Annotated in this window: 12 protein-coding genes; 3 read left to right on the forward strand and 9 right to left on the reverse strand. The window is 67.4% G+C overall.

All coding sequences use genetic code 11. The features are described 5' to 3' along the window. Nucleotides 1-39 precede the first annotated feature (39 nt). The 6 genes from M8J73_RS15595 to M8J73_RS15620 form a co-directional block, all read right to left on the reverse strand. The gene (locus tag M8J73_RS15595) at nt 40-3,234 is read right to left on the reverse strand and encodes a non-ribosomal peptide synthetase (protein WP_055536651.1); all 3,195 of its coding nucleotides are present in this window, start codon (nt 3,232-3,234) and stop codon (nt 40-42) included. A gap of 65 nt (nt 3,235-3,299) precedes the next feature. After that, nucleotides 3,300-4,331, reverse strand: coding sequence for a guanitoxin biosynthesis L-enduracididine beta-hydroxylase GntD (gene gntD / locus M8J73_RS15600; RefSeq protein WP_055536652.1), 1,032 nt, complete (start codon nt 4,329-4,331; stop codon nt 3,300-3,302). Nucleotides 4,332-4,354: 23 nt separating this feature from the next. Next, nucleotides 4,355-5,473, reverse strand: coding sequence for a capreomycidine synthase (gene vioD / locus M8J73_RS15605; protein WP_055536653.1), 1,119 nt, complete (start codon nt 5,471-5,473; stop codon nt 4,355-4,357). A gap of 678 nt (nt 5,474-6,151) precedes the next feature. Then, nucleotides 6,152-9,541, reverse strand: a complete 3,390-nt coding sequence (locus tag M8J73_RS15610) for a thioester reductase domain-containing protein (protein WP_055536654.1) — start codon at nt 9,539-9,541, stop codon at nt 6,152-6,154. Nucleotides 9,542-9,733: 192 nt separating this feature from the next. Beyond that, a complete protein-coding gene (locus tag M8J73_RS15615) occupies nt 9,734-10,006 on the reverse strand; it encodes a hypothetical protein (protein WP_157873013.1) in 273 nt (90 codons plus the stop codon). Further along, the gene (locus tag M8J73_RS15620; RefSeq protein WP_240500852.1) at nt 10,003-11,826 is read right to left on the reverse strand and encodes a non-ribosomal peptide synthetase; all 1,824 of its coding nucleotides are present in this window, start codon (nt 11,824-11,826) and stop codon (nt 10,003-10,005) included. The genes M8J73_RS15615 and M8J73_RS15620 overlap by 4 nt, the downstream gene beginning before the upstream one ends. Before the next feature lie 795 nt (nt 11,827-12,621). Here M8J73_RS15620 and M8J73_RS15625 point away from each other — a divergent pair. Continuing rightward, on the forward strand, nt 12,622-13,833 hold the full coding sequence (locus M8J73_RS15625; protein WP_157873014.1) for a cytochrome P450: 1,212 nt from the start codon (nt 12,622-12,624) through the stop codon (nt 13,831-13,833). Between the two features lie 132 nt (nt 13,834-13,965). Here the strand turns inward: M8J73_RS15625 and M8J73_RS15630 are convergent, their stop codons facing one another. Both M8J73_RS15630 and M8J73_RS15635 read right to left on the reverse strand, forming a co-directional pair. Beyond that, nucleotides 13,966-14,325, reverse strand: a complete 360-nt coding sequence (locus tag M8J73_RS15630) for a DoxX family protein (RefSeq protein ID WP_055536656.1) — start codon at nt 14,323-14,325, stop codon at nt 13,966-13,968. 172 nt (nt 14,326-14,497) lie between these two features. After that, a complete protein-coding gene (locus tag M8J73_RS15635) occupies nt 14,498-14,992 on the reverse strand; it encodes a cupin domain-containing protein (protein ID WP_206187736.1) in 495 nt (164 codons plus the stop codon). A gap of 81 nt (nt 14,993-15,073) precedes the next feature. Here M8J73_RS15635 and M8J73_RS15640 point away from each other — a divergent pair, with 81 nt between their 5' ends. Both M8J73_RS15640 and M8J73_RS15645 read left to right on the forward strand, forming a co-directional pair. Continuing rightward, a complete protein-coding gene (locus tag M8J73_RS15640) occupies nt 15,074-15,925 on the forward strand; it encodes a LysR family transcriptional regulator (RefSeq protein ID WP_240500854.1) in 852 nt (283 codons plus the stop codon). A 192-nt stretch (nt 15,926-16,117) separates the two neighbouring features. After that, nucleotides 16,118-16,867, forward strand: coding sequence for an IS5/IS1182 family transposase (locus M8J73_RS15645; RefSeq protein WP_055536659.1), 750 nt, complete (start codon nt 16,118-16,120; stop codon nt 16,865-16,867). 58 nt (nt 16,868-16,925) lie between these two features. Here M8J73_RS15645 and M8J73_RS44805 read toward each other — a convergent pair whose 3' ends face one another. Beyond that, on the reverse strand, nt 16,926-17,048 hold the full coding sequence (locus M8J73_RS44805; protein ID WP_274757595.1) for a hypothetical protein: 123 nt from the start codon (nt 17,046-17,048) through the stop codon (nt 16,926-16,928). Nucleotides 17,049-17,727 lie beyond the last annotated feature (679 nt).

The following is a 17,727-nucleotide window of genomic DNA, read 5'->3' on the forward strand; positions in this document are numbered from 1 at the left end:
CACCCGACCGCGCGGAAGTCATCCGCCGCCCGCCGTGGGTCAGCGGACCATCGGGAGGAGTGCCGGCCGGGTGATGACGGCGATCCGACCAGAGTCGATCTGCGCCGCGAGCAACGCCGCGGTAGGCGCCTGGAACAGGGTCTTGATACCGATCTCCACACCCATGACACTGCGGATCCGGCTCAGCAGACGCACCGCGTGCAGAGACTGGCCGCCGAGTTCGAAGAAGCTCTCGTCCACGCCGACCTCGGCGAGGTCCAGCACTTCGCCGATCAGCTTGCACAGTTGCTGCTCGCGCGCGGTGCCCGGGCCGCGATCGGTGACAGACGCACGATCATCCGGAGCGGGCAGGTTACGCCGGTCCACCTTCCCGCTCGTGGTCAACGGCAGGTTCTGCAAGCGCACCACGGCGGACGGGACCATGTAACCGGGCAACTGTGCCGCGGCGTGGACGAGGATCTCCTCGTTGGGCGCCTGGGCCACTACGTAGGCGACGACTTGCCGCAGCCCCGGCCTGTCTTCGCGTACCACGACGGCGGTCTGTTCCACATCTGGGTGCGCTGCGATCACGTTCTCGATCTCGCCGAGCTCGATCCGGAAGCCGTTCATCTTGATCTGGTCGTCCCGGCGCCCGACGAACTCAAGAGTCCCGTCGTCACGCCAGCGGGCCCGATCTCCGGTGCGGTACATCCGCCCCCCGGCCGGACCGAAGGGACAGGCGACGAAGCCGGCCGCAGTGAGGTCGGGTCGGCCGAGATATCCGCGGGCCAGCCCAGCGCCGGCAAGGTACAGCTCGCCCGCCACGCCCACCGGCAGCGGCCGCAGGCCCTCGTCCAGGACGAAGATCTGGGTGCCGGCGATCGGTCGGCCGATGGGTGGCGGTTCGTTCCCCGTCAGCGGGCCGATCAGCGTCGCGCACACCGTGGCCTCGGTGGGCCCGTAAGCGTTGAACATGCTGCAACGCCCGGACCAGCGTGCGGCGAGGTCGGCGGTCAGGCTTTCCCCGGCGACCACGATGGTCAGGTCCGCGGGCAGATCCTCGTCGGGGGAGAGCGAGGCGAGCACCGAGGGCGGCAGGGTTACGTGCGTCACGGTCTCTCGGACGAGCACTGCTTCGAACGAACCCCCGACGAAGTCGTGAAGACCCGGGACGAACACCGCCGTAGCGCCGCTGAGCAGGGCCATACAGAGCTCCGAGACGGAGGCGTCGAAACTTGGACTGGCGAATTGCAGGACCCTGCTGTCGGACCGTACGCCGAATGCCTCGATCTGCGCCCCGGAGAGCCCGGCGAGGCCCTCGTGCGTGACCGACACGCCCTTCGGTGTCCCGGTCGAACCGGAGGTGTAAATGACGTATGCCGGGTGCGCGAGGGTGAGTGGGTGCGACCGCTGTGCGTCGGAGACGTTCGATGCGTCCGCGTCCGCCTCCCGCCCGGTCTGCTGTTCGTCGAGGACCAGGATCGGCGTCGTCCAGGGCTGGGCCGTGGCGCCGGCGGCATCGGTCAGCAGCAGGGCGGGACGCGCGTCGCCGACGATGTACTCGAGTCGCTTGGTCGGATAGGCCGGGTCGAGCGGTAGGAACGCGGCACCCGCCTTGCTGATCGCGAGGATGGCCAGGACGAGGAGCGGGCCGCTGGGCAACGCAACCCCCACCAGCTTCTCGGGTCCCATTCCGCGGGCAATCAGAGCTCTGGCAAGCCGGTTGGCCCGCTCGTTGAGTTGTCGGTAGCTCCACCGCAATGCGCCGCAGGAGACCGCGCATGCGTCGGGGCGCCGCGCGACCTGGGCCTCGAAGAGCGAGGGGAGGACGACGGGATCGAATGATGCGCCGTCTCCGCTCTGCTGCCTTACCAGCAGAGCGTGCTCCTCCTCTGAGGCCATTGGAATCTCGCACAGCGGTCGGTTCGGCGAGCGGAGCGCGTTGGCGAGGAAGGTGGTGTAGTGCGATGCGATGCGGCGGATCGTCTCCGGCGCGAACAGGTCGGTCGCGTACTCGATTTCCGCTTCGAGTCGGCCGTCCTGCTCAACCACCTCGATACTCAGGTCGAGTTTGGCGGCGGTGCGCGGCGGCGGTGCGGCGCCCTCGATCGTCAGTCCCGCGACGCGTATGGACTCCTCAAGCCCCTCGTCGTAGACGAACGCCGTCTGGAACAGCGGATTGCGGCTCGGGTCGCGTGGCGGACGAAGTCGCTCGATGACCTTCTCGATCGGCGCTTCCTGATGGGCGAGACCCTCGATGGAAGCCCGGCGTGTCTGGTTGACCAGGCCGTGAAAGGTCTGATCGCGCTCTGGGCGTACCCGGAGGGGCACGACATTGACGAACATGCCGATCATTTCCTCGGTGCCGGGCTCGGTCCGACCGGCCATGGGGGTACCCACCAGCAGGTCCTCTTGGCCTGCGTAGCGGCCGAGAACGGCAGCCCAGCCGGCGAGCATGACCGCGTAGGGGGTGACGCTCCAGCGGCGGGCCGCCGCCGCGAGTTCGTCGCGCAGCGAAGCCGGCAAGGTGAAGGAGTGACTGGCGCCATGGAAGCTCATGCGCGCGGGACGCCGGTAGTCGGTGGGCAGTTCAAGTGCGAAGGACGCGTCCCTGAGCTGGGTGCACCAGTGCTCGACCTGACTGTCCAACAGGCCCTCGTCGAGCGAGCGACGTTGTGCGACGGCGTACTGCCCGTAGGCGAAAGGCAGCACGGGGAGCCCGGGTGTGCGGCCCTCGGCCCCCGCGGCAAGAAGTTCGGCAAGCTCCTGGACCAACACGCCGGCCGAGACTCCGTCGAAGACCAGGTGATGTATGTCCACCAGCAGGCGGTGGTCCGCGGGACCAAGGCGGTACAAGCCGAACCGCACGAGCGGCCCATGCAAGAGGTCGAACGGAGCTGCCGTCGCGGCGCTCACGTGCTCAGCGATCTCCTGCTCCGAGGCCGCGTCCTGTGGATCAAGTCTTACGGGGTGTGCGGGGACGACGACGAACCGGGGCGAGCCAGACGCGTTGGACACCACGGAGTGCAGCACCTCGTGTCGTTCAACGATCCGGGTCAGAGCCGCCTCAAGCAGCCCGAGGTCCAGCTCGCCGCGCAGGGCGAACACAACAGGGGTCCCGTAGTGCGAGCCCCCATCGGCGAGTTGCTCGGAGACCCAGATCCGCTCCTGTGCCAGGGAAAGGGGGAAACTCCGGTCAACGCGGCGGTCCTGGCTGTCTTTCGGTTGCATCGCAGAGTCTTGGGTGGTCGACACTGACGTCTCCCAGTCCTTTCCGGGTAGGGTCCGTCCGGCCGCGAGGGCCGAGGTGCTGTAGTTCGTTAATAGATCACTCGCGCGTCGTGGCTGATTCTGCGATCGCGCGACTTCCGCAGGTCGCGCGCCACGTTCAGCCTCTTGAGCCAGCGGTCCGTGCCGTCGAAGCGGGCAGTGAAGGGCACCCTGCCGTGCACGATCTTGTAGTTGTCCAGGAAAAGCAGTTCACCCGGTTCGAGCACGTAATCTCGTATGTTGCGATCGACCTCCGCCTCGACAGCCTTCATTGCGCGGGCGCTGTCCGGGACGGCGTATGCGTCCTCCATGAAGAATGGATCGATGCGTAGATAGGGTGCTTCGCGGTCGCCGAAGAGGATGGCGACTCGGTCGGGCTCGCTGTCCTTGGCCATGATCCATTCATAGCTGCGCGAGAGCAGCTCGCGTTCGCGTGTCGACATCTCCCGGTTGTCTTCGTGGTGATGCGGCAGATGCGAGCGGTCGGGCTTGATCGGGTACCGCTCCTGACAGAGCAGGTCCCTGATCTCATCAGTGAGCTCGAGGTCGTCGACCGAGGCGAAGGTCGTTGCCACCCGGTCGTGGTTGCGCAGACAGGCCAGGCCGAGGTAGTCGGCCCGCAGCGGGTGGAAGGCCTCCTCGGTGTGCCAGGTCAGCAGTTCTTCGCTGCCCGAGCCGAGCTGCTCCTTCTCATGTCCCTGGATCGGAAAGATGTCGTGCATGATCCGGCCGTCCTGCTGCGTCGCCCAGGCGATGGGGTCGCCCAGCAGGGATGCGCAGAGCATGAAGTACATCTCCGCAGGGAGCGTGGACGCCCGGCCGAGGTGGGTACGCCAGTGCTCGGGAGTGGGCCCGATGGCAACGTCGTCGATCCGGAAGCCGCGGATGGACAGCGCGCCACCGGAAGCCTCCAGGCGGAACGCGTTCAACTCAGCCCGCAGCCGTTGCGGCAGTTCGTGTGCGTACACCGGGCACTGCCGGACGAACTCCGGGTCACTGACCGAGTGGAACTTCGCCGTGAGCGAAGTGAGTACTTCGTTGACTGTCTTTAGCTCAATGTCCGAGAGTTCAATGCTCTGCATGTTCGTCAGGGTTCCTTTCCGCCTCATGGTTGGAGGCTCGCGGCGAACTCAGCGCCCAAAATGTCCAGGCCTTTGCTTAGTTGGCTGCGATCGCCGCCGAAACCGAGCCGGACGCGGCACGGGTGGTCGAATGCCCGGCCGGGGACGAGCAGTATGTTGCTGGTCTCTCCCAGCCGCCGGCAAAGGTCGGTCGTGTCCCGCCACGGGCGCAGTTGCGGGAACGCCGTCACTCCGCCGAGGGGCAGCGGGAGGTCGACATGATCCTCGTGCCGCGCGGCCCAGTCGGCCAACAGGCGTCGGTTGGCCTTGGCGTTCTTCAGCCTGGGAGCGATGAAGACGTCCGCACGTTGTACGACGCGCAGCGCTATGTACTCGAGAAGGGGAGAGAGGCTGAGGGTGATGCGGTCGCGCAGGTTGGTCATCGCCCGCAACAGCTCCGGGTCCGCCATGCACCACCCGAAACGCATGCCGGGTAGACCGAAAGCTTTTGAAAAGGTTCCGATCGACACAGTGCGCGGATAGGTCAGTCCGGGGTCCGGCAGGGGTGCGTCATCGTAGACCAGGTCCGTGAAAGCGCCGTCCCACATGAGATATGCGCCAACATTGTCAGCAATCTCAAGCAGGCGATGGAAACCAGCAAGGTCGAGTGTCGCGCCGGTCGGGTTGTGTGGAAAGTTGACCACAATAACCTTAGTGCGCGCAGTGACGAGCCTCGCGAGTTCCTCCACGTCAGGCCGAAACTTGTCCTCCTCGCGCAGCCGCCAGCGCAGAACTTCGCACCCCATGGACTCTGCGACGGATACGTGCGAGTGGTAGGCCGGGTGCAGGGCGACGACTTGGTCACCTGGCTCAAGGAGGGTCTGGAGCGCGACGTAGATGGCCTCGCTGCCGCCGTGCGTAAGCATGACCCTGCGCGGGTCACCGTCCCCCCAGCGCGAGGCGATGGCCTCGCGCAGGTCGTCCCGACCCAGGCACGGACTGTCCCGGAAAACGACCTCGTCCAAATCGCCGGGCTCGATGCCGGCGAGCTTTCGCACCTCTCCGAGCGAGTAGTCAAGAACCCCACTCGACCCGATGTCTATCGCAGCGTCATGATAGTGGTCGCGCATCCAGTCTTCGAGCAATGCCCCATCAAAATTCATCGTTCTCCAGAACCTTATCCTCGCGACCCAAGAACAACGAAACGGCTCGTGGGGATGTCTGACTCTCGTGCTCAATGTGCTCGGCAGGAAACGAAATATCTCCCCGGTCGGTGATCAATCTCCCGGACCGAGGGGCGAGGTCTTCTATGGAGCAATGTACGTCCTCTTCGATATGGGCAGTTGACAGATATTGCCCGCTCCGGGATCTGCATTGCTGCCCATGCGTCGATGAGTCGGGTGCCCCGTCTGTCGATAACCGGCATCGCGGAAGAGGAGGACTTCCGTGGCGTGGTGAGCGGCACGCTCCGGACACCACCGATCCTCAAGTGGTGTTGCAGGTCAGGGCGGTTCGAGTGTGAGGCATGTTCAGGCGAGGCACCCCTCGACGGTGTCGGGCCGGTACTGGATCGGTCTCGGCTTGCTCTTCACCGCAGGGTTGTTGGCCCGGGTCCAGGGTGCCGCGGTGCGGCTTGAGCGCCACGACACAGGGCAGGACGGCCTCGCGCAGCGCGAGGTACCGGGCCGTTGTCGGTCTTGCCGTAACCGGCCCAGCCACTGCCGGCCCACATGCGCGGTCGCCGTGGCTGCTGCGATTGACGTCAAGCACCGGGGGCTGTACCGCGGGACGCGGAGCCAGGGACGGGGGATGACCCCCGGCCCCGCGTCCTGGGCGGCAGGTCAGTGGTTGACGGGGCCGCCGGTCATGGGGCGCCCCGCTGTCATCAGGTTCTTCAGGTCCCGGGCGTACTTGGCGACGAGGTCGCGCGTGAGGCTCGGGATGTCCCCGTGCCCGGCGATGGCGCCGGCCCGGACGGCGGCGCGGAACCGGTCGGAGGGGATGACGGATCCGGGTACCGGGTCCTCGGGCTCCTTGTAGGCGTGCCGGATGGGCAGCGCCGAGTACTGCCGCTGTGCCTCGGGCAGGGCGCGCATCGCCGCCTCGAACCGCAGGTACCACTCGGCGTAGTCGTCCACGCGCTTGATGGCGTGGCCGTCCTGCGCGAGCCAGTCGACGATGGCGTCGAGGGAGACGCCGTCGTCGTTGGGGTTCACGAGGCTGAACGTCCGGTAGCCGGACGGGGCTTCAGAGGTGCCGCGGCCCCCCAGCGCCACCATGGCCGTGGCGGTGAAGTCGACCGGCAGGCCGTCGTAGTGGGCGCGTTCGCCGTCCGCACGGTAGAAGCTGCGCGGCGCGACCCCGGTGGCGAGCACGCTGAACAGGAGGCGGCTGAACACATCGGTGACGTTGAGCTGTCCGCCGTACCGGCTGTGCGCGAGGATCATGCTGGACCGGAAGGTCGTGACCGGCAGTCCGCACAGGTCGTGCGCCTCCCGCAGCAGCACTTCTCCGGCCCATTTACTGGTCGCGTACCCGTTGGCGTAGCCATCGTCGACGTTCAGGGCCGGTATGGCGACGCGGACGTCGGTGTCCTCGTCGAGGGCCGGCCGGCAGGAGTCGGCGACCCCGACGCTGGAGATGTAGGTGATCGGCTTCACCCGGCAGGTGAGGGCCAGCCGGACGAGTTCGGCGGTGCCGACGACGTTGGCCTCGAAGAGGTGCGGGTACGGCAGGAGGTGGTTCACCAGCGCACCGGCGTGGACGATCAGGTCGACCTCGTCGGCCAGCCGGTCCCAGACCGCCTCGTCCAGGCCGAGCCGCGGTTCCGCCACGTCACCCGCCACGACCTCGAGATGGACCGCGGCCAGTTCCTCGTACGTCCGCACCAGCTCCGGGTCGCCGCTGTCGAAGGCCGCGTCCAGCCGCTGCCGGGCCGCGGCGGCGTCCTTGCCGCGCACCAGGGCGATCAGCCGGCCGCCGGCCGGCGCGAGGGTGCGCAGCCATTCCAGGGCGAGGAAGCGGCCGAGGTAGCCGTTCGCGCCGGTCAGCAGCACGGTGCGCGGCTCCCGCTCGGCGCGGGGCAGCGCGGGGGCGTCGGCGAGGAGGTGGGCGTCGAGGAACTTGTCGAGGGTGAGGTCCTTCGCGTGAACCTCGGTCACGCCCTCGCCGTGCACCGAGGCGAAGGTGGTCCGCCGCACGGCCGCACCTCGGCGAGCAGGGTGCCCGGCGCCCTCGCCGCCTTCCTTGATCCCCACGATGCGGATCGTCATCTCCTTGAGCGTCACCGGTTCCAGGAACAGTTCGATCGGTACGTCGATGTCCAGCACGTCGCGGAGCCGTCCGGCCAGATGCACGGACGTCAGCGAGTCGCCGCCCGCTTCGAGGTACGTCTTCTCCAGACCGGCGGGGCCGTCGAGATCCAGCGCCTCGATCACCAACTCGGCTACCTCGGCCTCCAGTTCGCTCCCCAGTGCGGGCGCCGCACTCTCGACGGGCGCCTGAGCGGCCGGGCCGTGCGGCGTCAGGGCGCCGTAGCTCTCGCCCGCGAACGGGTACGACGGGAGCAGTACCCGGCGCACCTCGCCGTCGAGCGTCGGCCAGGTCACCTTCTCGCCGCGCAGCCACGCCTCCCCCGACGGGTCCCGCACCGCATCCGGGTGGCCCTCGGCCAGTGCCATGAGCTTGTCCGACGCCTCCTGCACGCCGGCGGCGACCACGTAGGCACGCACGGGCATCCCGACCCGGCCGGTGCGCAGGGTGTGCGCGACATCGGCGAGGGCGGGGGCGTCGGCCTCGCGCAGACGTGCCGCCAACCGTGACGCCACGAGAGCGAGTTGGTGCTCGGTGCGGGCCGACAGCGGCAGGACCGTCGGGCGGGCGTCGGTCTTCGCGCGCGGCTCGCGTGCCGGTGCCTCCTGCACCACCACGTGCACGTTCGTGCCGCCCATGCCGACCGACGTCACGCCGGCCAGCCGGGGCAGGTCCGGCCTGCGCGGCCAGTGACGGGTCTCGGTCACCAGCCGCAGCGGCGAGTCCCGCAGGGCGGCGACCGGGCTCGTGACGTTCACCGTCGGCGCCAGGGTGGCGTGCTCCAGCATCAGGATTGTCTTGATCAGCGCCGCCACACCGGCCGCCGTGTCGGCGTGCCCGATGTTCGACTTCACCGAACCGAGCGCGATGCCCACGCCGCCGTCGAGGCCCGCTCGGGCGGTGAACGCCGCGCTCGCCGCCTCCAGTTCGATCCGGTCGCCCAGCTCGGTCCCGGTCCCGTGCGCCTCCAGGTACTGCGCCGCCGACGGCTCCAGCCCCGCCGCCGTCCACGCCTCGGTGATCGCGGCCGTCTGCCGGTTCACGCCCGGAGCGGTGAAGCCGACCTTGCCGGCCCCGTCGTTGGTGACGGCCGTGCCCCGGATCACCGCGCGCACCGGGTCGCCGTCGGCGAGCGCGTCCTCCAGCCGCCGCAGCACCAGCACGCCCACCCCGCTGCCCGGCACCGTGCCGGCCGCCTTCTCGTCGAAGGGGCGGCAGCGGCCGTCGGGGGAGGAGGTCCCGCCCTGGTAGTAGACGTAGCCCTCCTTGCGCGTGGTGCCGATGGCGACGCCGCCCGCGAGCGCGGTGTCGCACTCGCCGAGCAGCAGAGCCTGGACGGCGAGATGGACCGCCGTCAGCGAGGTCGAGCAGGCCGTCTGGACCATCATGCTCGGCCCGTCCAGGCCCAGCCGGTAGGAGATCCAGGGCGCCAGGAACTCGCGGTCGGTGAGGATACGCAGCTGGAGCGCGCCGATCGACGCGGCGAGCGCCGGGTCCATCTCGGCGGCCAGCGCGTGGTCCGTCGAGCTGCCGCCCATGTAGACGCCGGTGCGGGGCGGTGCGTTCAGCGGGGCGTACCCGGCGTCCTCCAGCGCCGACCAGGCGGTCTCCAGGAGCACCCGGTGCTGCGGGTCCAGGGCGGCCGCCTCGGCGCGGTTGAAGCCGAAGAGCTCGGCCTCGAAGCGGTCCGCGTCAGCGAGATGCCCCGCCACCGGGACGAACGCGGGATTGCGCAGTTCGGCCGGGTCCGCCCCGTCGGCGAGCAGTTCCTTCTCGGTGAACTCGGAGAGCGAGCAGACGCCGTCGCGCAGGTTGGCCCAGTAGGCGTCGAGGTCGGGGGCGCCGGGGAAGCGTCCGCTCATCCCCACGACGGCCACCGTTTGCTCAAGGTCGTGCTGTGCGGCTTCCTCGGTCGTCATCGCGTCGTGCCCTTCCTGGAACGGAGCTTGTGCAGTACGGCCCGGCGGTCGCTGCCGCGCCGGGCCGGTCGGTCTGGGTGATGAAGTCCTCGTACTCCGGGTGTTTCTGGAGCGCCGCGAGGACGGCCGGCAGCCTTGTCGAATTGCCGCCCAAGTCGAAGAAGTTGTCGTGGCAGCCGACCCGGTCCAGGGTCAGCGGCTGCTGCCACACCCGGGCCACGCGCCGCTCGGCCGCTCCGGGGCGGTGTACGACCGGCTCGGAGCGGGGCGGACAACGATGGCCGCCGGTATCTTGTGCGCGGGCACGGAATCAGAAAGCCCCAAGTCGTTCTCGGCCTTGGCGGGCGGTGGGTAGCCGGCTGCGTTGCGGGTTCCCGAGGCGAAGGGATGCGCCGCTCGGGTGCCGAGCGCCTGGAAGACGGGATGATTGAGGTCGCGCCGGAACCAGGCCAACTCCACCGTCACCGCCGTTCCCCGCCCTCCAAACGCTGGCGCCGTGCTCGCAGCGCGCGAGCGCGCCTGTCCGATGCCGCTCGCCCGACCGCAGCCGAACCCTCGTCCGAGGGCACGCCGTCACGGATCAGCGTTGCCTGCGCCGCCACCGTGGTATGCGAGAACAGGGCAACAACCGAGAGTCGAACTCCCGCATGCCGCTCAAGGGCGTTCTGAAGCTCGAAGAGCTTGAGCGAGTGGCCGCCCAGATCGAAGAAATTCACCTCGATCGGAACGTCTTTCCGCTTCAGTACCTCGGCCCACGCGGCGGACACCCGTCCAGTAGTGTCGTCCGTGGGGGCGGCGACTTCATCCTCTGTCTGGGAGCCCGGATAGGTTTCTGCCAGAGTACTGAGGCGTTTCCGGTCGATTTTGCCGTTGACAGTCACAGGAAACCGATCGAGCACGTGAATCCAGTTCGGAACCATGGCTTGCGGCAGCCTGCGGGCCACATGCTCGCGGATTGGTTCTGGAGAAATGTCAGGAGGCGACAGGACGAACCCGACAAGCTGGGTCCGCTCCGCGTTCGTCACCACGACCGCGTCGCTGACGCCTGGTGCAGTACGCAGATGAGCCTCGACTGCGCCGAGCTCGATCCGATGGCCACGGATCTTGACTTGTTGATCGCGGCGGCCGAGGAATTCCAAATCACCATCGTCGTTCCACCGGGCGAGGTCCCCCGTGCGGTACATCTTGGCGCCCTCGACGTCGGTGAAAGGGTCGCCGATGAAAGCCTGGGCAGTCGCTTCGGGGCGACCGAAGTATCCTCGAGCCACCCCTGAGCCGCCGATGAACAACTCGCCGCTTACACCGCGTGGGACCGGCTCCAGCTCCTCATTCAGCACGTACAGGCGGACACCAGGCACCGGCCCGCCGATGGATATCGGTCCAGGGGCCTCATAACGGCGGAAGCTGGCCCACACAGTGGCCTCGGTCGGGCCGTACTCATTGACCAGGGCGACTCTGCGGCCGAGCAAGGCGAAATGGCGTTCCACCAATGCCTCGGCCGGCGACTCGCCGGCCACGATCACCGTATCCAGCGCATCCAGCCGCCTGCCCTGCCGTGTCGCCGCGTCCAGCAGTGCGCTGTAGAGGAGCGGTACACAGAGCAGCCGGGTCACCTGCCAGCGTTCCACCAGGCCGACCAGCCGCTCAGGATCACGGATCTCATCAGATGCGGCTACGACCAAGCATCCCCCCGCGGTCAAGGTCCCCCACACCCCGGCAACCGAGGAATCGAAGGCCAAGGGGGACACCAGCAAGAAGACTGGAGCGCCGGGATACACCGCGCGGCGTGCCCACGTGGAAGCGGACAGCTGACCGTGCTCGACCAGGACGCCTTTGGGCTCGCCAGTGCTGCCCGAGGTATAGATGAGGTATGCGGCGTCATTGGGTGTCACCGCGACTGCCGCCGCCGTGGTCTCTTCTCCTTCTCGGGCGTCCTCCGCTCGAATGACCGGGCATGTGAGCGTGGGCAGTCGGCCAGACGTGCCGTCTGCGACGATCACGGCAGACACGCCCGCGTCAGCGAACACATCGGCGATCCGCTGATCGGGGTGGGCCGGGTCTGCCGGGACGTACGCGGCACCGGCGTACAGGATTCCGAGTGCGGCGGCAATCATCGCGTTCGAAGGTTCAACGAGCACACCGATTCGCTCGCCTCTGCCCGCACCTGCCGCACGGACAGACGCTGCGATGCGCCTGGCCCAGGCGTCGAGCTCGCCGTAGCTCAGCTCGGTGCCCCCGCTCCGAACGGCGACCCTCAGCGGATCACTGCCGGCTATCCGGGCCACGACTGCATGGACTGGGCTGAGCTCGTCGTGTGGAGCGTTCGACGCAAAGTTCTCTTCTGGCAAAGTCATCAAAATTCCCACACTAATTCGCGGCTGATGCTGCTCGGTTCATGGCGTGCCAACAGGCCAAGGACGACCTCGGCTTGCCGCCCCAGCGCGCGAGCGGGCGTCGAAGTCGTCACGGAGATCGGTGTGTCCAAGCAGTACTACCGGTATCAACTCCCGACAACAGAATGCATTCCTACGGACAGGAGTGGCGGGCGAACATGAGCCGTACACGCTCATCGGACGGTCACTGAACTCCGCTCAGACCGGAGAGGATTCACTTTGGCATCCGTTCACCCCAGCGTCAATGCCGCAAGAAGGGCCGGCGAGGCGGCGCGCAATATGGGTCCAGAAGAGCGCAATAACTGTCAACCGTGCTTTGCTGGCGACGCTTGACGCCGGCTCGCGGACATCGCTAGCCTGCTCGATATTCCATTACGGGCGAAGTGCTTGAGTCCCGTAGATTATTCATGATCCGGCGGTCCGTAAAGGGAGGATCCGGCGCACGAGCGAGAAGGATATTCTGCCGCTGAGTTTGCGTCTCTTCATTCCTGAAACCCTGGGTGGAACGGAGCTGGCGGTGCCCATCGACCACAGCGCCGACCGCCGGTGTCAGACCGATGCTGGGGAATTCCGTTACCGCAGTATTCGACGCGGAGTCAACAATGAAGGTCGACTCCTGTCGATCTGTACCCCCACTAGAAGCCTCGGGTTTCGACTTCTTCGATGCGGTGGACTGGAGGATCTTCCATGCGCACTCTCCATACGACGAATCTTTCTCACCTGCTCGATCCCGAACATGCGGCGGAGCCATACTCGTTCTATGCCGAGGCGCGTACAAAATCACCGGTGCAGTGGGATGAATGGATGCAGACCTGGGCGGTGTTCGGCCATCCAGAAATCCTTGATCTCTCGAAGGACAGGCGTCTTTCTGTAGCCAGAATCCCGGATTTCTACGAGAGCCTCCCCGAACAGGCCCGTGGCGATGTTGCACTGCTGGCTCGCACACTGTCGGACATGATGCTGTTCAATGATCCGCCGCATCACACCCGGCTACGCCGACTGATCAGGCCGAGCCTTTCTCCCCGCCTCGCCCGGGAAATGCGCTTCCATGTCCAGGAGTTGGCCGAAGAACTGCTCGACAAGGTCCTGCCGAGCGGGCGCATGGACATCATTCACGACTTCTCGGAACCGCTCAGCCGTGGCGTCATCGCGAAACTGGCAGGCGTATCCGGCGACGCCACGCACCTCCTGGAGAGCTGGCAGGGGCTGTTGCATGAGTTCTTTACCCAGTCCGACTCCCAGAACGCGCGGATAGAGGCACTGAGGGAGTCCTTCGACCGCACTGCCACCGCTCGTCGAAACGGCACGGCCGACGACTTCTTCAGCCGGATGATCAGTCCCCAACTCCGGGCGGCCGACTACACCGAGGACGAAGTCTTCGCCAACCTCCTGCTGCTCATCGACGCGGGGCAGGCGACTACCACACATCTGATCGGGAACGCGGTCCTCGCCCTGTTGAACAACGACGAGCAAACTCAGCGGCTGCGCAGAGATCCTGAACTGATGACACCCGCCACGAACGAACTGATGAGATACGACAGTTCGGTCCAGTTCACCACTCGGAAGGCGCTCGCCGACATCGAACTCGGTGAGCACCTGATCCGAGCCGGCCAGTCGGTGACCCTGGTTCTTGGTTCGGGGAATCGTGACCCGCGCCGTTACACCGACCCTGACATATTGGATGTCTCCCGACCGGCCGCTGATCACCTGTCGTTCGGGCACGGCATCCACTACTGCCTGGGCGCCTCACTGGCTCTCACCGAGATCGACGTCGCACTGCGGGCGCTGCTGCGCCGGACCACCAACTGGAAGTGCGAGGTGGCGCAGCCCGAGTGGCTCGAAAGTCTCAACTTCCGCTTCCTTGCATCTCTTCCGATCACTTTTGAGGCAATCGCCTGAATATGGCATTCGCCTCGGCCGAGGGAGAGTTCCTTGGGACATGATGGCGTGTTCGATGTTCATGAGAAGTGACGGCGGCCGTGTGGCGGTTGGCCGAGCAGTCGGCTCCGCCGGTCGAGGACTGAGCCACGGTCACGGCCTGGTGGCCAACCAGACGGTCACGGCCGCGGTGGCGGTGAGTGCGACATTGAGTGTGATCCGGCGGTCTTCCCCGGTCAGGTGAACGGCGATCGCACCGGTCTGCAGAAGTACGAAGCCGATGGCTGCGGCCGACGCCAGCCAAGGAGCGGTACCGGTCAGCGGTGGCAGGACCAGACCGGCCGCGCCGAGTATTTCGACCGCCCCCAGCGCCCTGAGGGCGGGCAGGGGAATACGGTCGACCCAAGCCATCATCGGTCGGAGTTGATCGCGGGTGCGGATCACCTTCAGCGTGCCTGCGTAGAAGTAGAAGAGCGCGAGCAGACCCGCGACGATCCAGTAGGCGATGTTCATGGTTTCCGTTCACGGGGGCCCCGGTTAGCGGGGTCCTGTCGATTGCGTCGAGTGCCAGGGAAGCCCCTGGAGACGGCCGGTCCGTCGTCCGAGGGGTTCGGACGCGAAGGCGGGAGCGCCACGGCCCCAGAGGCCGAAAGGAGGGCGGCCGGGCCGTTCCGTCCCGCCGACCTCAGGCGAGGTCGGTCGCGGGCTGTGTCGCGTAGCGGCTCATTGTGTCGATGTTGGCCTGTGGCGTCAGCGGCTGTCCGGATGCGAGCACCTCATGAAGGTCTCGGAAGTACTGCACATACAGGTCGGGTGTGAATGTGCTGAGCATGACGGCGGGTTGGTCGGTCAGGTTGGCGAAAGTGTGCGGGGTGCCGGGCGGAACCATGACGAGCGTCCCTGCGGCGGCGTCGTAGTCCTCGTCCCCGACGGTGAACCGCACGGTGCCGGAGAGGACATAGAAGCCCTCGTCGTGTTGGCCATGGCGGTGCTGCGGCGGGCCCTGCGTGTGCGGGGCGAGGACGGACTCGGCGATCGCGAGGCGGTGCCCGGTGTGGCTGCCGTCCTCCAGAACGCGCATGCGCGTGGCGCCCAGAACGATCGTCTCGCCGTCGTGGGGACCCACCACCGAAACGGCGGGGTCGGCCTGCGGCTCGCTGGTCTTCGCTTTTTCGGTCATGGTCACGAGTGCACCGCCGGGACCTCGCCGGTGTCCAAGACCCATTCAGCAGAGCCGATACCTCATGGGTATCGTTGCAGCGTGGAGCTACGGACCTTGCGCTACTTCGTGGCGGTCGCCGAGGAACTCCACTTCGGCCGGGCCGCCACCCGACTGCATATGAGTCAGCCGCCGCTGAGCCGGGCGATCAAGCAGTTGGAAGCCGAGGTCGGGGCCCTGCTCCTCGCCCGCTCAACCACCGGCGTCACGCTCACTCCAGTGGGCGCGGTGCTGCTCGACGAGGCGCGCGCCCTACTCGACCACGCCGACCGCGTCCGGGTACGTGTGAGCGCAGCGGCCGGCGTCGCGACTATCACGGTCGGCATCCTGGGCGACGGCACCGACCCGGGAGTGGCCAGGCTGGCCGCGGCCTACCGCCGAAACCACCCCGGAGTCGACATCCGCATCCGCGACACCGATCTGACTGACCCGACGTGCGGACTGCGCGCTGGACTGGTCGACGTCGCCCTCACCCGGGCACCGTTCGACGAGACCGCCCTGACGGTGCGTGCGCTGCGGACCGATCCGGTCGGCGTCGTCCTGCGCGCCGACGATCCGCTGGCCCACCGCGATGAGCTGCGGCTGGCCGAGCTGCGCGACCGCCGGTGGTTCCAGTTCCCGCAGGGCACAGACCCCATCTGGCAGTCGTACTGGAACGGTGGCAGGCCGCGGGAGGGACCAGTGGTGCGCGCCGTCCAGGAATGCCTGCAGGCTGTGCTGTGGAACGGCACGGTCGGCCTGGCCCCGCTCGGACACGACCTGCCCGCGGAGTTCACCGTGGTGCCGCTGATCGACATGGCGCCGAGCCGAGTGGTGGCTGTGTGTAACGAAGGAGACACCAACCCGTTGACCCGATCATTCATCAAGATCGCGACGGCCGCGTACCGCCACTGAGGATCTGGCAATGGCGCTGCCGCAGCTCGTGAACAATGCGAACGCTGCGGCCCTCGTGACCGCCTCCGGAAATGGTGAGTGTCGGCTGTCGCTTCTCGTAAACAAAGCCAGGGTGGCCTCCCGCAACGCACGAGGCTCCTGTGCCGTTGAGAGAGGTGTTCGACGTCTCAACTCATCAGCGCAGGAGCCTCGTTGGTTCCCTATCCTGCCGCACTCGACCTCCCGCATGCCCTGGTCGAGTGGGCAACCATGCTCATCGTCACCCGTGAGGGTGACCGCCGCTGCAAGCTCCCGCCTCACCAGCGTGCTCTCGTCGCCCTGGTCTACCTTCGCCGGCATGACACGCTCGCGCAGATCGCCGCCGGTTTCGGTATATCCGTCGGCACCGCCCACGCCTACGTCACCACCGTCGTCAGCCATCTGTCCCGCCGGGCGCCCGGGCTGCTGCGGGTCCTGCGGGAAACGGATCCCGGTCACGTCCTGCTCGACGGAACTCTCGCCGAGTGTGACCGGGTGGGTGACAGCCGGGCCGACTTCTCCCACAAGCACCGCCACCGCGGCGTGAACCTCCAGGTTGTTGCCGACCCTGCGGGCAGGCTGCTGTGGATCTCGCCCGCACTGCCCGGCCGCACCCACGACCTGACCGCGGCCCGCACCCACCGCATCATCCGAATCTTCGAACGCCAGGGCGTTCCCGTCCTCGTCGACCGCGCCCACATCGGGGGCGGTTCGTGGGTGACCACGCCGATCAGACGTCTTCCCCACCAGGACCTCACCGCGACCCAGCGGACGATCAACCGGGCCCTGTCAGCGGCACGAGCACCGGTCGAACGAAGCGTCGCGAGACTGAAGTCCTGGCGTGTCTTCCGCAGAGCCCGCTGCGGCCCTAACCGCATGACGGTCATCGCCGCCGCCGTCCTCACCCTGGAGCGTCAACGCTGAAAACGCTCAGTGAGCTGTGGCGCAAGGGACAGCCCAGGCAAACGCCGAGCTCGCGGTGTCAGAGCAGCCGGACGATGTTCGCCCGGCCGACGGAAGGCGCGCCGGTCGCCTCCGTCAGGTCGGAGAACGTCCTCGCCTGCCCCTGCTGCCCGCTGGTAACGGTGAGCGGCTGCTCGCGCATGCCGAGAAGGTCCCTCGCCCGCCGCCGGCGCGAGGACAGTTGGTCGAGGACGCTCCAGACGTGTGGCCGCCGGCCCGCGACCACGAGTACCGCCAGCCGCAGGCGGCCGCCACTTCCCTGGCCGCCGCGAACTCCAGCGCGGCCTCTTCCTTGATCAGCTTTATCGGGCGGACGTCCAGCAACCACATCCCACCGCCGATCACGGCCAGGAAGTCCGGGATGTGCCACGCATGCCCACCCGCGTGCCCGCATGCTCGAAGTCCAGCCGGAACGGAAGTCCAGCCGGAACGGCTGCGACAGCACTTCCGACGCCCTCAAGAAGTCCAGCGCGACCAGCACGCTCACTTTCCTTCAGCGACTCGAAGCCATGATTCCCGCCCGCTGACGCCATCGCCTCCGGGCCGGGGCGATGCCGCACTTCGCCCGCCACGTGAACCCCCGCATCGGCCGGGACGACATCACCGGCACGTGAGCCACATCCCGGACCGGCCAACAGACCTCCTCGGCACCCACCTGCCACGTCGAACTCCACCGACGTGGCCAGTCGTCCCCGAGCCGCAGCCGATCCCGCAGTCCGGTGTCCCTCCGTCGCGGACGCGAAGCACCCACCCCCGCGATCACTGATTGCATAAACGTGCAGCGAAACGTATAGTCATGCCATCCAGGAGGAGGGTTTTCC

The organism is Streptomyces neyagawaensis (genome assembly GCF_023516595.1).
Classification (GTDB): Bacteria; Actinomycetota; Actinomycetes; order Streptomycetales; family Streptomycetaceae; genus Streptomyces; species Streptomyces neyagawaensis.